Source organism: Trinickia sp. NRRL B-1857, assembly GCF_050470685.1.
Lineage (GTDB): Bacteria > Pseudomonadota > Gammaproteobacteria > Burkholderiales > Burkholderiaceae > Trinickia.
This window is the reverse complement of record NZ_JBFLUK010000001.1, coordinates 825,219-839,985: the sequence shown is the minus strand read 5'-3', so window position 1 is coordinate 839,985 and position 14,767 is coordinate 825,219. Positions and strand designations below refer to the sequence as shown.

Genomic DNA, 14,767 nt, shown 5'->3' with positions numbered 1-14,767 from the left:
GTTAGAAGGCGGGGCGCGAACCTTCTTGCAGTTGCGCGGCGGGCGTAGCGGCGGCTTGCAGTGTCGTGGCCGCCACGAGCTGCGATGCTGCGGTCTCGCTTGGGCGATCGAGCTCGTCGTGCTCGGATGCATCGAGCGTGGCGTCGAGCTGGGCATCGAGCGGCCCGCATGCGCTGATGCCCGCCGCGGCGTCGCAGCTGTCGCCCGCATCGCCGAGCACGGCGGCGAATGCGGCGAGTTGAGCCGCATCGGGCAACGGTGCTTTGAGCGCGGCCACCATCAACGACGCGAGCCGGGCGATCAGATGCAAGTCGCTGATCGTTTGCCCTTTGGAAAACTCCGCGATGAGGCTGTCGGTATCCGCGCCCGCGAGCACGCCCGAAAGCGCGCCGATCGCGAAGTGCAGCCGCCAGCCCAGCTCCTCGCGCGGCAGATGCGGCAGCGCGCGCTGGAACGCATCGAAAAATCGTTCGGCGACGTCGGCGTAGTGCCCGTTCAAAAAGTCGTGGATGAAGGCGGACGGATCCGTATAGGCTCGGCCGAGCAAGCGTAGGAAAGCGGGGCCGCCTGCGCGCGTATCGCGCGAAAGGCGCAGCGCCGGAATGAACATGGCGCCGAGTACGTGCTCGCAAGTCAGGCGATCGTCGAGCTGCGCGTTGAATCGCTCGAGCAGCTTCAAGCGCTCGACGTTCAGCTTATCGAGCCGACGCGAGAGCATCGCGTGAATGAGCGCTTCCTTGCTCCCGAAATGGTAGTTGACGGCCGCCAGATTCACGTCGGCACGCGACGTGATCTGGCGCAGCGACATTGCTTCGTAGCCGCATTCGATGAAGATGTCTTCGGCCGCATCGAGGATGCGTGCCTTCGTGTCGCCGGTGCTTCGGCTGGATGTACGACCTGCCATGTGCGCCTCCCTTGCCGGTTACCCGGCCGCGAACAAGCGATTCAAGTCTCTGATTGAAATTTGCTTATTTTTAGCACGATAAAAACGTGAAGAAATCGCGGCAAGCGTTGTTTGTCGACGGACTCCTCTAGAGCGCGTCTCGCGGCTCGATCGCGCTGCGGTGCAGCACGTCAAGGATAGTTCGTGTGCGCAAAGGAAGAAAGGCGCCGGAGCGCCTTTCTTCGTGGACGAGGGTGAGCGATTAAACGGAGGTCGACGATGCGACTTGCTGCGCCGAGCGCGTCATGTCGATGCCGCGCCGCTCGGGGCCGAACAGAATGAACACGGCGATGACGACCGAGGCGATACCCGCGACGATGGCGAGTGCGAAGGCATAATTGTTGCCGGAGCTGGCGGCCACCGAGGCTTGCATGGTCGCATTGACCGATGCGATCAAGTTGCCGAGCTGATAGACGAGCCCCGGGAACGTGGCGCGAACTTCGTCGGGCGAGATCTCGTTCAGGTGGACGGGAATCACGCCCCACGCGCCTTGCACGGAAATCTGCATGAGGAACGCGCCGATGGCGAGCATGACCGCGCCGCTCGAGAACGCCCACAAGGGCAGGACGGGCAGGGCAATCAGCGCGGCGATGCAAATGGCGCGGCGCCTACCGATCTTCTCCGAGATCGTCCCGAAGACGAGGCCGCCCACGATCGCGCCGATGTTCAAGACGATGGCGATGATCGATACCGTATGCGGATCGAAGTGATGTTGCTCGCGCAGGAACGTCGGATACAAATCTTGCGTGCCATGCGAGAAAAAGTTGAACGCCGTCATCAAGATGATCGAGTACAGCGCAAGCGTCCAATTCTTACCGATGGTGGCGAGCAGGCCCGCGCGGTTGTGCTGCTTGGCCTCCATCGCCTTGAAGGCCGGCGATTCCGGCACGTTGCCGCGAATGTACAGCACGAGCAACGCCGGCGCGACGCCGACGAAGAACATACCGCGCCAGCCCACGTACTGATAAAGGACGCCGAAGACGATCGAGGCGATCAGGTAGCCGCTGGGGTAGCCCGCTTGCAGAAGGCCTGACACGACGCCGCGCGAGCGCGCCGGGATCGTCTCCATCGTCAGTGCCGAGCCCACGCCCCATTCGCCGCCCATCGCGATGCCGAACAACGCGCGCAACACGAGCAGCGTCATGAGGTTGGGGGAGAACCCCGATAGCAATTCGAGCAGCGAGTAGATCGCAACGTTCACCATCAGCGTGGGGCGCCGGCCATATTTATCGGCGAGGCGGCCGAAGATGATCGCGCCGATGGGGCGCATCGCGAGCGTAAGCGTGATCGCGAAAGCGACGGCGGGGATCTTGGTATGGAATTCGGTCGCGATGTCCTTGAGCACGAATACCATGAGGAAGAAGTCGAATGCGTCGAGCGTCCAGCCTAGGTAGGCCGCGATCGTCACATTCCGTTGTTCCTTGGTCCACTTCATTTGGTTATGTCTCCTTGGGTCTCCAGGTCTTGCGCGCCGGACGCTCCACTCGCATGCTTATGGCGCACGGCACGCATCGTCCCGTGGGTGATCAAAGTGTACGCGCTCTTTAAGCGGACGCAGGGTTCGGAAATGCGCTCTACGGGCTAATCCCTAGGCGCTTCGGGCATGCAGCGCGTACCTGACGGCGAATCGTTTGGTAGTTGAAAGGCGATTAAAAGGGCGATATTCAGATGAATGTAGGGAATGGTAAACGTGCAATTTGTGCGCCACAGGCTCACGGATCCGGTATCGCCTTGCCCGCGCTCGATACGCCGCGTTTGCTGATTCGCGGGCGCACGCTCGACGATCTCGAAGCGTGCCTTGCGATGGACCGGGATCCGGAGGTGACGCGCTTCGTCAAAGGGCCGTGGAGCGACCCGGTCGAGCACCGGCGCTTTTTGGAATTTCGGATCACGCGGCCCTATCCGCCGGGCCTCGGGTATTGGTCGATTCGGGAACGCGCGGCGCCCGAGGTCTTCTTAGGCTGGGTCATGCTCATTCCCGATCACGGCGTTGGGCCGGAGATCGAGATCGGCTGGAGACTCGTGCGGACGGCTTGGGGAAGGGGTATCGCGAGCGAGGCGGCGCAGGCGCTTGCGACCCACGCGCTCGACACGGTCAAGCTGCCCCGAGTCATTGCGGACATCGACCCGGAAAACAAGGCGTCACGCGCCGTGGCCGAGAAGATCGGAATGAGGCTCGCCGCGCTCGTTGGCGAGCGCGACGGGGAGACGGTGGCCCGATATCGATTGGAGCGGGGCGAGCGTTGTCGTCGAACTGTTTGAGTAAGAGCGCTTCGCTTCCGATTCGAACGTCAATGCACTCGATAGGGTTTCAATTGGGCGAGGTGATATCGAAAGCCGCTTGCATGCCCATGCGCTGCGGCTGCGGGCGGTCCCGCATCATCGCCTTCAGCGTATCTTCCATGTCGCCTCGGATACGGCCCGGCATCGCCGCCCGAATCTCGTCGCTGATCCAACTCGCGTGACGGTCGTTCATTCTGCGGATGAGAAAGACGAAGTGTTCGTGCCACAGCCTTTGCGGACCGACGGCATCTAGCCCCGTATTGGGGTAGCGGCTATACAGAGAATGCGAACGCTCCAATCGCGGCCGCGATTGCTCGATCTCGCTGAGCGTCGACTGCGTCGCATCGAAGACGAAGTCCAGACGCCGTTGCCATTCTGCGTGTGCGGCGGCCTTCGCCGTATCGCAAAGCTCGGCGGCTTGGGCCGCCGCCGCGGCTTGTGCGGGCACGCGCCGCATTCTTTCCGCCCACGCTTGCTCGGCTTGTTCGTCCACCGCTAGGTAGTTCTCGAGCGCCTCACGTGCGGCTTCCTCCTCTCGATAGGCGGCGACGATCGGAACGCGATCGCTTCGCATCGATCCGCTTCGTTCGGGACGATGATGTCCAAAAAACTTGGCGAGCGTCGAGCTCGATGACTTGGAATGCAGCGCGGAATTTTCCGCATCGATCGATCCGTCGGGCAAAGCGGCGCGCAGGCGGCGGGTCATCTTGCCCAACCAACCCCACGGCGCATGCCCAGAAGGATCGCTAGCGTTGATCGGATCGTCCATACAGTAGACGTAAGGATTGATGCCGCCAGGACCGAAGGGACTCCAGTCGTCGCTCGACATGAATCGCATGAGCGCAGGGTTGTACCACCGGTAACCATTTCCTAACACGCAATAGCGGGTACCGGTATCCACATGGCTTCCCGTGTATCCGATCGCAAACGGCTGCTCCATGGTGTGGCCTCTTCGTGGTTAGCGCTCGCTCGCGTCGAGCGGATGGGGACGTGATGTCGTCCATTCGTGGCTCATGGTCGAATGGGGCGAAGAGCTTAGGGCCATCCGACTCGGCTGGGCGGCGGCGGAATGTCCCGTGCCAAATCGACCACGGCCTCGGGTGTGCGGTATTGCCAGTTTTTCACGCCTGGGATCCATGCATGCCCCGCAAACTTCTTCCATGCGCCGTTTTCCCATGCATAGTGCACATGAGCGAGCACACGCATTGGAGTCTGTTCCGTCAAGACCGTCCATTCGAGCGTTAGTGTTTGCTGATAGCCTCTCGCGAGCCAACCCACCGGCGGCACGGCGTTGAAGGTCTCTTCGTCGAAGAGCGGAGGGTTCTCGAGCAGCGACTGGGCGGCTTGAATACGCTGCGCTCGTTCGATGGGCGTAACCGGATCCCGACGCCATGCCAGGTAGGTCCGCTCGCTTCCGAGCGGCGGTCGCAAGGAAGGTGCGACGACCGCGGTTGGGGTCGATGGCTTCGGCGACGGGTTCTTAGTCGTGGGAGACCCTTTGGGGCTTGCGCTATTTTCCGCAGCGATGGGGCGGTCGGTATCGCGCGGAAATTCATCGAGGCGAGTCGCGGGAGGCCGCGATCGAGTGTCGCTATGGGCAAACACGCTTTGTAACGCATCCAGTTCACCGAGATCGATATTCATGTGCCCGGTTGGGTCCATGCGATCGATGGGATCGTCATCGCTGTATGCGTACGCGTTGAGCCCTCCCGCTCCGAACGGGCTTAGGTTGTCGAGCGCGTTCAAACGCATCAACGACGGTAGATAGATGCGATAGCCGTTACCCAAGAGGTAGCCCGGCATCGCGGCATCCCTAAGGGCGCCCGTAAAACCCAGCCTGCAACGAGTACGCATGGCCTTTCCTTACGTCGGACTGCGTGGTGACTTGTTCGCGCGGTCGAGGCTTGAATTCCGAGGGGCCATTAATAAGGCGTGAGATTGAACGCTGTGCGTGCCGAGAGCCCCGGCGTGTACGGCACTTGGGACGATACGAATTGGCGAAGTGTTGCGTCAATCCGCATGCGTAATATTTCGAGAGATTCACTATGCTGCGCTTCGCTTGCGAAAGGGGCTGGATGGGACACTCTGGCCCGCCATATGTTCGTGAGAAAGTTAAACTGCAACCGCGTCCTCGTGCGGTCGATAGGGTCGATTTCTCCGGGATACGGATACCGGCCGTATATTGAGTTTGACCGGGTACGAGAGGGACGGGCATTCAGCAATTCCGCTATCCGTCGTTGCGCGCTCACGTATTGCGTGTGCTCGCGTGCTAGTCGCAGGGCGGCTTCTTGCCTGATCGGCGCCATCATGTCGTCGAATGCCTGCTGCCGTCCCTCGGCGCGCCGCGCCAATTCCTCCTGCTCATCGTCGATTTCCTCCTCCGTGGGTTCCCATTGATGCGGTGGCTTCCGATAGTTCGGAGGCGGCTCCGCAGCCCCGATATGACGTCCGGAGGTGATCACAACGGACGAGTCTTGCCCCGTGGATCTCGCAGCGGCGGTGGCGTCTTTCGCGGCGGTCGGCGTGCTGTTTCCGAAACCTATCGACCGCGCGAGCTTTCTGATCCAGCTCCAAGGCGCATGGCCTGACGGGTCATGGCGATTGATCGGGTCGTCGTCGCAATAGACATAGGGATGAATGCCGCCGAGACCGAAGGGGCTCCAATCGTCGCTTGATGTAAATCGCATCAAAGCGGGGCTATAAAAGCGATACCCGGCGCCCAATATGTAAGCGTTCGAGCAAGTGTCGCCGTGGCTACCTGTGTAGCCCATCATGGTTGGCTTATTCATGAGTGTAGGTCGTTGCGATCTCGCGATTAGCCGCCGAGGGTGCTTGGAAAGAAATTGAACTCGTCCTCGTCGAATTCCGAAGCGGCTGCCGTGACCGGAGTCTTGTATGGGCCATCTACATTGGGCGTAGCTGAATCCGTAGATTGTTTCGGAAAGCAGACTCGAGTTCGGCTGCGCAGCGGGTCGGGGGCGCCGACGCCATGCGCACCCTGAAAGTGTTCGGTGCCGTCGACATTGAAGCGCTGCACGAATGCCTCGAGCGGATATACCGACGCTTCTCGTGGTGCGTGCTTTACCAAGATCTGCTCGCTCAGGATTTTGTCCGGGCGATCGAATGACTTTAACGTCATCTTCTCCAAGATCGTCAGGGGACGAAACAGGTGAATGCTCGGCGCTGGCAGTGTCTGCCACTCGGGTTTATGTATCGCACTCGCGCCATGCGGCTTTGGTGCGGAAACGATCGATGGGCGCTTGGCCGTTTCTCCCGCATGAAGCGCTCGTTCGCCTGACGATGCACCTCCACCCTCGGAGGCATCGGTTGCGAGCGCCGCCGCGACCGAACGGCCTTTGTCGTGCGCGGCTAAGCGTGCCAAAAATCGCTTGATGGCACGACCCGTCACCGACCAACTGAGATGTCCGCTGGGATCGACGCGATCGATCGGGTTGTCGTCGCAGTAGAGGTAGGGGTTGATCCCTCCCGCCTCGAACGGACTCAAGCTATCGGTCGCGTTGAAGCGCATCAAAGCGGGGATGTACCACCGAGCGCCGTTGCCGAGCGGATAGCCGGCGGTCACGCTATCGAGATGCGCTCCCGTATAGTTCAGGACGAAATTTTCTTGCATGGATCTCTACTCCAATCGATAGCGGATGCGGCGAGACAAAGACCAAGCGAGGTGGGCCTATTCGGACCTAAGCCTCGTCAGCCGGAAAAAACGTCGTAGGTCTCGAAAAATATCTTGTTGCCTACACCCCAGCTGTTGTTAGGGTCGCCAACTACCTTGACTCGAATGTCTTTCGCTTCGAACAAAAGCCATTCTTCCGACCAATGGGGCTTAATTCGGAAAGCGGTGCTCATCTGTTCGGCAATGACCGGGATGGCGTTCGGCACGGCGAGGCCGAAGTCGACCACGGAGTACCTGGCGTCGAAATCGGCACGCGGAATCGGCCACTGTTCGCCGGCACGTCCGGTGACGACGGCATCGCCGCGCAGTGCCTTCATTTTTCCCTCGCGGGTCTCTATCTCCTGCACCGCACCCTCGACAAAATAGAAACGATAGGAAATGGGCTTCTTCGCCGCCATCATCGTCCGCTCCACCTGGGGCGACCCCTCGTTGGCCGGCGCTTGTTCGCGCGGCACCGAAACGTGATGCCCTGGCTCGCGTCCCGAAGCGGTGGCATGCTCGGCCGTGGCCATCGGCTCTCTGGCGGAGATGGCGCGGTCGTCGTCGCGTGCCGCCTCGCGGGTCACGAACATGCGCACGTCATTGGCCGCCGCGAACCAAGCGATGTGGCCGGTGGGATCGCGGCGATTGATCGGGTCGTCATTGCAATAGATATACGGGTTGGGGCCGGCTGCGCCGAACGGACTCAAGCTATCGGGCGCAGTGAAGCGCATCAATGCGGGAAGGTACCAACGGTAGCCGTTGCCGAGCGCAATGCCGAAGGTGGCGCAATCGCGCAATGCGCCGGTAAAAGCAAGGACGGGACCGTCGTTCATGGTAAGGGCTAAGTCTTTCGAGTGTCAGCGATCGCGGAAACGATTGGAAAGAAATCTTCGATCGAAATCGTGCCGTAGCGTTTCCTGTTCGCGGTCGGCTACATCCAGTCTGTTTTTTAGCTCGGAATTCAAATTGCTTTTGACGGGCGCGATTGTGTCGATGAGCTGACGAGCCGAGTCCAAATCGGCCAATCCTTCTTCCCTTTCTTCAAAGGCCAACTGCATCACGAGCTCGGGATCGTGGCTGCCGCGCGCGCCGAGTTGAAGCAAGCGAGTGCGTTCTCGATGCACCCGGGCTGCGGCAAGATCTTTGTCGACGCGCTCGAGTCGCCTGGTAACGGCACGTGCCAATTTTTTGGGACTTGCCGCTTGCTTGGCGGTGAAGGCGCCGGCGTCCTTACTGTTCGTGGGGCGGTCCGGCGAACGGTTCCTGGCAGAGACGTCGCGAGTGGCCCAGGTCTTGTTGACCGAGGCGCGCTCGGCATTGAATGCGCCGATGTGTTCGTCTATGCGCAACCCGTCGATCCACTCTTTGACGGGGGCGCGGAACTTGCGAACAAGCAGCGAGCCGGCCGCCTTGACTGCGATGGCGGTCACTGAGCCGATTGCAAGGACGGCTGGCAAAAAGACGTGTCCGCTCGGATCGCGTCGATTGACGGGATCTGCACCGCAATACGTATAGGCGTTGATGCCGCCTTCGTCGAAAGGGCTAGAGGTATCCGACGCGGTAAACCGCATGAGCGACGGCAAATAGATTCGGTAGCCGCAACCAAGCGGATAGCCGCCTGTAATCGGATCGTAGTCGTACCCTCCATATTGGAGCGTCAAAGCCGTGCTCATCGGCATTCTCCCATTGCGGCTTAGGCTCCCTCTTGGACCTTGAGCCGCGCTAGCCGTTATTCGATGTAACCGAGCCACCATAGCAATTCGGCCTTTCTTTCGAAGACTGGCTTTCCGAGATCCACCTGATCCTGATAACTGATTCGCATTTTTCCCAACGTCGATGAGCCGTATCCCAATCGCCTGGATAAGGTATCTATCGGTAGATTGCCTTGCAGGTAACGCGCCGGCACCCGATTTTCTTGAAGCACGCGAACTAGGGAGAGCGTCAGTTGTTGTCGGCTCAACGCATCGTCGTAGGAAGGGTTGGGCCAATAAAGGCGGACCTCGGGCAGTGAAATCTCTGCGCGGCGATCGATCGCCTCCCGCATCACTTCGCGAAACGTCGGTAGCTCGCTCGGCGGCGGGCTCGGCGACCCGAGGTAGGCTATCGTCGAAGCAGGCGATCCCGGATCGTGTTGAGCTGGAGATGCGGGATCGAATTCCGTCTCTGTGAGGGGGACGGGCGATACCTGGCGTTCCCCCAGTCTCCACTCCGCGGGCGGTTGCCAATCACGAAGGAATGCGTGAACCGGGTCCGAGCGGGTGGGCGTGCCGGGTACGCGCGTCGGCGTGGAAAAACCGCTGGAAGGAGGCGATCGAGTCGCGTGGCCGGCGTCATTCGCTGCAATGGCTCCGCCGGCGTCGCGATCGGATTCGAACATACCTTCCAACTCGCGATTCAATTGCGTGGGACTCCACATGTGGCCATTCGGGTCGCTCCGATCGATCGGGTTGGCGCCGCAATAGAGATAGGGATGAGTGCCGCCTAGTCCAAATGGACTCCAATGATCGGGGGCGCTGAATCGCATGAGTTCGGGCAGATACCATCGATAGCCTTGACCGAGCGGGTAAGCGGCCGTCACGCGATCTCGGAAGCAGCCGGTATATCCGAGGACTGAATCGACACTCACTCGCTTTCTCCACTTAGTCGCGCTGTATTGGATAGACCTCGCCGCCGATGACGGCCGGCGTGCGAGGTACATCGATTCGGCGTCGCCGCCGCCCGAACGGGTGCGCTCATCCGGCGAGCGGGGTGGATTGCGCAAGCACTCTCGATTGGTTTTGGTTGTTGTTCGACGGCGCGGGAGGCGCATCGCCGCGCAATCCGAGCCGGCCGGAATTCTCGACCCGCGGTTCGACGCGGGGCGGGTCGTCGAACGTAAACGGTATGAGCAGCGCGGGCGAGTTCATGATCGTTTGAATGCTTAATCCGGCAACCAAGCGAACTACGCGTTTGAATAGCGAAGTAGTGACTTTTCCGGTGCTGTCGAGCGCGGCGCGAGCACTTCCCCTGACGGCGCCCGCGACGCTTTGCGCTATTTCACCCACGTCGGCCATTTTCGTTGCCGATTTCGCGAAGGCTTCGAAGCTGGCCGATATGCCTCCCCCGGCCCCCGTAACCATCGCACCGAGCGACAAGCCTTTTGTCACCGACGCTATACCACGACCGGGGATCGCGCTGGTTACATCCGAGGCGACCGCGAGATCGCCGCTGATAATATCGAGGTTCGCCGCGACGAAGCCCAATAGCTCGAGGCTTGCGCCATCCGTGAACACGGACAGAACCACCGCCATCGCGATAAATGTCACGTCTTGCACGACGGACTGCACGACCGACTCCGCCTTGACGATCGCTTTCGGTACCGTCGCGCCGAGCGCCGGAAGAATTTTGTTGACGGTCAACCAAGCTACGCTCGTGTAATTGAAAACCGTTTCGAAACCCTTCCCGATGTAAGTGAAAATATCGAAAAAGCTGAAATGTCCGGTCGGATCCACTCGGTTGATCGGGTCGCCGGCGCAGTAGGCATACGGGTTTGGGCCACCGACGCCGAACGGACTTTCATCGTCCGGCGCGTTGAACCGCATGAGGCCCGGCAAGTAAAATCGATAGCCGTTGCCCAACGGAACCGCGGCGGTAATGGGATCCGAAAAGGCTCCGGTGAACCCCTGTGCGAACATCGTGTTCATCTGCGTTTCTCCTTCGACCTGGGCGTGGGGTGGATTAGGCGTCGCGTGTTAAGTGATATCGGGTTTCACGATAGGCTTGACCGCCTCTTCGCCATAAGCCGTATACACGCGCTCCTCGGTCGTGGCGCCGTCGCTGCCGCTCGTCACCGAGCCAAGCATGTCCGCACCCAATAGCCAGGCGCCGGCATTGCTGCCCGTATTGAATTGCGCGGCGGGTGCACCGGAAAGCGATCGGAACAGTCGCTGTTGGTCGTCGCCTTGGATCAAATTCACGAGTTGATCGAGCTTGTCGTGAAGCTTGTAATAGAAATAGATCGGATCGTTCTCATCGCTACGCGTTTGCCGATAGAGCCGATTGTGGTGGTCGTAACCGTAGTCGCCTTTCAGTCCCGTTAGCGAACTGGTCGCGGACGAGACGCGACCCAGCGCGTTATAAGTCAGCCGTGTCTCCATGCCGTCGTAGGTAATCCGGCCCGCTGCGTCGTACTCGATCTTCCCGCCCGGCGGATAGCTGGCGTGCGTGTTCGATATGCTCACGAGCAGGCAGGGATGGGTCGGGTCGTAGGTAAAGGCCGCCTCGTTCGTGGTCTTGGGCGTTGTGTTGAACGTCGTCGTGGCCAACGTGATATTGCCGTAGCCGTCCATGACGAAATCTTGCCCCGTCATCTCATTGCCGTATCGATCGTATGGGCGCGACGGGCCGTTCTCGTCGTTGCGCGTAACGCTCCAAGAGGTCAACCGGTTTCGCGAATCATAGGTGTAGGAATACTTCGTCTCTTTGCCGCCGTTCTTCGAAATCGAGCGAGTTTGCAGAAGATCGTTTGCGTACCATTCTTGCGTCGTAGTCCATACGTCGCTGGTCGCGCTGTCCTTCACGGTGCGGCCCGTTTCCCGGCCCATGTCGTCGAGCTGCAATGTCGTGGTCAAGGTATGCGCGGGATTGCCCCCGATCAGCTCGGACGCCGTCCAGCCCGTCAAGCGCCCCGCGCTGTCGTACAGAGGCGAGACCGAAACGCTATCGTCTGCCACCTGTGTGATCCGGCCGTTGCTGTCGCGGGAAACCGTCGAGACGGCATTGTCGATATGGCGATAGCTCAGCAACGCCCCCCCAACGGTGTAATCGAATTGCGTGGGTTGGGGGGCGGATTTTCCGTCATAGGTGATGGTTTCGCTTTTTAAGCGCCCCGAATCGTATAGTGTGAATTGCGTCGCCGAGTTCTCGTTGGTCCCGCTCGACTGCGCACCGTTCATGACGCCGCTGATCGGGTCGTATTGATAGCTTTGGTTCACATCGGCTACCGAGACAGTCCAAAGCGCTTCTGAAAGTTGCGGGTTATAGGTGTAACTGAGCTGTTGGTTGTCGGGCGTATTTTCGTATTTGGGCTTACTGTCGGTGGCAGCCGCGTATTGGTACGTCCAAGGTTTTCCTGACACGGTCTTGGCCGTGACGCGGCCGAGGCCGTCGAACTTCCGATCGCCGACGGATTTCCCGCTGACGGCTATGTCGCTGACGTACTTCTCCGGCGACGTATCGCTGTATTGGCGCAGCACGACCGTACTATCCGGCAACTGTGTCTGCGATAGGCGCCCCCATGGGTCGTATTCATAGCTGCTCGTAAAGTTTTTCGATACGCCGGAGCCGTCCGCATCGGATTGTTCGGTTTCGCTACGCAGTAAGTGCAAGCCGTCGTACAGCTTGGTTTGTGTGCTGTAGGGGGCGTCCACGCCAGGTGTTTTGCCGGCGAGATAGCGTTCGATCTTGACCGGCTTTTTACTGAAGTTGTAATCGAGCGTGGTGACCTGCGTGCCGGTGACCGTCGTGGGGCCGCTATGGGTGACGGTCGTCGTTTTACGAGCCGGATCGTGCAGATGCGTTTCCACGGTCTGGTCGCTGTATGTCGTCGTCGCCGCATTGCCCCAGTCGTCGTACGCCAGCGTTTTTTCGAGGCTGTATGTCGTATTGCGGACGAGGTCGTAATCGAATCCTGTCGACTTCAGCAGGCGGCCTCGGTCATCGTATCGCCTACTCTCGCTAGTGTGAAATCGGGCGGGGTCGCTGCTATCGCGGTCGTTGACATCGGTGAAAAGGACATTCCCGTGTCCGTCCATTGTGTAGCAGATACGGTTGTGGTTGCCATCCGATTGGATGATCTGGAACGGCCACTTGCCGGCGTGATTCGTAGTCTGATCTTGTTGACTCACATAGTTTTCGTAAGTCCATTGATTCCGGTAGCCGTCGGTGGACGCCGAATTCAAGGTGCGGGTTTTCGGCCGGCCGAAGCAATCGTAGGTGTAGGTAGTGACGTTCTGTTGAAGATCCGTCGTACTCAGCACGCGTCCCGTGAAAGCCGAGATCGTTTTGGTGTCGGTGATGGTTAGATTGTCGTAGGTATCGAGTGTGTGGTTCGTCGTCACCTTGTCGACCGTACTCGGATAGTCGAACGTCTCGCTCGTGACGTAAGTATCCCCATTCGAATTGTTCGAGTAGTGCGTGAACGAGTGGGCTTTCAAGCGGCCGGCGTCGTCCCCGCCGAAATAGTCGAACGTCGCTTCCGAGAGCAAGGTCCCGCCCGCGAGTTCTCCGCTTTGCGTGTCCACCGAGCCGCCGCTTAAGTGCGACTCGTAGCTCTTCAGTACGACGGTGGTCACCTGATCGTTCTGGAATGCGGGCGCAAATCCGGCGTAGCGGAAATTGGTTTGTTGAATGCGAGCGTCCTTGAGCTGGGAGTCGACCTTAGTGGGGTCTACGCGCATCCATCTCGCGAAGCGTACGAAGCCGTTCGGATCTCTCGGGCAATGCGGATCGTCAGGGGCGTTCGCGGCTCCGTAGTAGTAGGTCCATTGCGTGATGGCCCCGTCCGGGTCCGTTCGCTTTAGCGGATTGCCCCAATCGTCCCATTCGCTCTTCACCGTCTCAATGGTGGTCGCTCCCTGGCCGTTGTCCCAGGTGGTCGCCTTTTTAACGGGCATTTGGTAATACGGGGGCTGCTTCTCGAGAAACGTATTGGGCTTGATGTCGTAGTCCGTTTCGATCAGTTGCGTGACCAGGCCGCACGTCGTCTTTTCTCGGACCTGCAAGTGATAGGCGTTGTAGAGGCGCTCGATGTTCGTATCGTGCCTATTGGTGCCCTGACCATGCACCTGGGTTTCTATGCATGAGTATTGGTAGCTCGCATCGAACGGGCCGCTCATCAGCGTGTCTTGGCTGGAATCCCAATTTTTACCCGATGCCGCGCCGAGGTAATTTCTTGCCGAAAACGAGTAGGTCGATACGACCTTGGGCTGGCCGCCGCCGGGATCGCGCTCGAAACGGTTCGCGTACGGCATCGGAGCGCGATACGGCGCGCCCTGGGGCCATTGGTGGCCTCCACTTTCAGGGTAAAACGCGTTTTCCGAATACCCGCCGGGTGCGGTCATCCCCGTGATCCATACCCCCCAGGAGCCGTCCCCCACGCTATGCCGGTCGAAGCTCCACTGCATCTTGGCGTTGTCGCTTCCCTTTGCTACTAGGTTCGCGAGCGAGCCCGCCTGAAAATTGAATTCGACGCGGTAACCTTCCGTCGTATTCCCGGGCAGGATTTCAAAAGTCGCGCCTAGCGTGGAGTAGGTGGCGGAAAGCAGCGTAGTGCCTTTTTCGTCCTTGACCCATTGCAGTTTAGGGACGTCCTGGTTTTCGACCCATTTGAAGTTCAACCAATGGCCGGCCGCCGTATAGATCTTGTACGGGAGGCAGATGTTGGAGCCTGCACCGAGGAATTCGAGGGCGCCGGACTTATGGGCGATCAGATAGCCGATCACTTCGCCCTTTTGGTTTCTTTGCGTCTTGAACGTGAGGCTTTTCAGCGGATGTTGCCGAAGAAAGACGTCGCCGCTGGTTTCTTGAACGCCGTATTGCTCGCCGGTGGAAAGGAGCAGTGCGGCCGGGACGCCCGATTGGCTGCGCCGATACGCGGAGGTGTCGAACTTGAAACCTCGGCTCAAGCCGAAGTCGATTTGGTTGAGCGGAGAGTATCGGAGCGAAAGCGGCAGGCTGGGGCCCAATCCTCGGTTACCCGAGAATTTCCCCAGATTGATGCTGACGCCGTACAGTCCGGTGCGCGGATCGACTGCGCCCGATATTGCGCTTAGAAAATTGGTTGCCTGCGTGACGAAAGTGGGGCTAGTCATGATTTTCCTATTGACTCA

The 14,767-nt window shown here is 59.8% G+C and carries 12 protein-coding genes and 2 pseudogenes; 1 reads left to right on the top strand and 13 read right to left on the bottom strand.

Annotation, left to right across the window (positions count from 1 at the left end; genetic code table 11):
• Window position 1: 1 nt before the first annotated feature.
• Window positions 2-904: a TetR/AcrR family transcriptional regulator gene (locus AB1286_RS03735; RefSeq protein WP_430361995.1), complete on the bottom strand. Its 903-nt coding sequence runs from the start codon at window positions 902-904 to the stop codon at window positions 2-4.
• Window positions 905-1,145: 241 nt separating this feature from the next.
• On the bottom strand, window positions 1,146-2,378 hold the full coding sequence (locus tag AB1286_RS03730; RefSeq protein ID WP_430361994.1) for an MFS transporter: 1,233 nt from the start codon (window positions 2,376-2,378) through the stop codon (window positions 1,146-1,148).
• A 233-nt stretch (window positions 2,379-2,611) separates the two neighbouring features.
• Here AB1286_RS03730 and AB1286_RS03725 point away from each other — a divergent pair, with 233 nt between their 5' ends.
• Window positions 2,612-3,205, top strand: coding sequence for a GNAT family N-acetyltransferase (locus AB1286_RS03725; RefSeq protein WP_430361993.1), 594 nt, complete (start codon window positions 2,612-2,614; stop codon window positions 3,203-3,205).
• 49 nt (window positions 3,206-3,254) lie between these two features.
• On the opposite strand, the gene AB1286_RS03720 is transcribed toward AB1286_RS03725, so the two are convergent.
• From AB1286_RS03720 to AB1286_RS03670, 11 genes and pseudogenes are all read right to left on the bottom strand, one after another.
• Complete coding sequence (locus AB1286_RS03720) at window positions 3,255-4,166, bottom strand: RHS repeat-associated core domain-containing protein (protein ID WP_430361992.1); 912 nt, start codon at window positions 4,164-4,166, stop codon at window positions 3,255-3,257.
• Window positions 4,167-4,261: 95 nt separating this feature from the next.
• Window positions 4,262-5,080, bottom strand: a complete 819-nt coding sequence (locus AB1286_RS03715; RefSeq protein WP_430361991.1) for an RHS repeat-associated core domain-containing protein — start codon at window positions 5,078-5,080, stop codon at window positions 4,262-4,264.
• 68 nt (window positions 5,081-5,148) lie between these two features.
• Window positions 5,149-6,015 carry an RHS repeat-associated core domain-containing protein gene (locus AB1286_RS03710; RefSeq protein WP_430361990.1) on the bottom strand — a complete coding sequence of 289 codons (867 nt, stop codon included), beginning with the start codon at window positions 6,013-6,015 and terminating at the stop codon, window positions 5,149-5,151.
• 26 nt (window positions 6,016-6,041) lie between these two features.
• A complete protein-coding gene (locus AB1286_RS03705) occupies window positions 6,042-6,857 on the bottom strand; it encodes an RHS repeat-associated core domain-containing protein (protein WP_430361989.1) in 816 nt (271 codons plus the stop codon).
• Window positions 6,858-6,934: 77 nt separating this feature from the next.
• Entirely contained in the window at window positions 6,935-7,732 is a 798-nt protein-coding gene (locus AB1286_RS03700) for an RHS repeat-associated core domain-containing protein (RefSeq protein ID WP_430361988.1), read from the bottom strand.
• 24 nt (window positions 7,733-7,756) lie between these two features.
• Window positions 7,757-8,329 (bottom strand): hypothetical protein, encoded by a 573-nt coding sequence (locus tag AB1286_RS03695; RefSeq protein WP_430365137.1) that lies wholly within the window; start codon window positions 8,327-8,329, stop codon window positions 7,757-7,759.
• A 45-nt stretch (window positions 8,330-8,374) separates the two neighbouring features.
• Window positions 8,375-8,572: pseudogene (locus AB1286_RS03690) on the bottom strand (RHS repeat-associated core domain-containing protein); the annotation flags it as partial.
• Window positions 8,573-8,628: 56 nt separating this feature from the next.
• Window positions 8,629-9,297, bottom strand: a complete 669-nt coding sequence (locus AB1286_RS03685; protein WP_430365136.1) for a hypothetical protein — start codon at window positions 9,295-9,297, stop codon at window positions 8,629-8,631.
• A 30-nt stretch (window positions 9,298-9,327) separates the two neighbouring features.
• Window positions 9,328-9,597 (bottom strand): annotated as a pseudogene (locus AB1286_RS03680) (RHS repeat-associated core domain-containing protein); the annotation flags it as partial.
• Between the two features lie 34 nt (window positions 9,598-9,631).
• On the bottom strand, window positions 9,632-10,582 hold the full coding sequence (locus tag AB1286_RS03675; RefSeq protein ID WP_430361987.1) for an RHS repeat-associated core domain-containing protein: 951 nt from the start codon (window positions 10,580-10,582) through the stop codon (window positions 9,632-9,634).
• 48 nt (window positions 10,583-10,630) lie between these two features.
• Window positions 10,631-14,749: an RHS repeat domain-containing protein gene (locus tag AB1286_RS03670; RefSeq protein WP_430361986.1), complete on the bottom strand. Its 4,119-nt coding sequence runs from the start codon at window positions 14,747-14,749 to the stop codon at window positions 10,631-10,633.
• Window positions 14,750-14,767 lie beyond the last annotated feature (18 nt).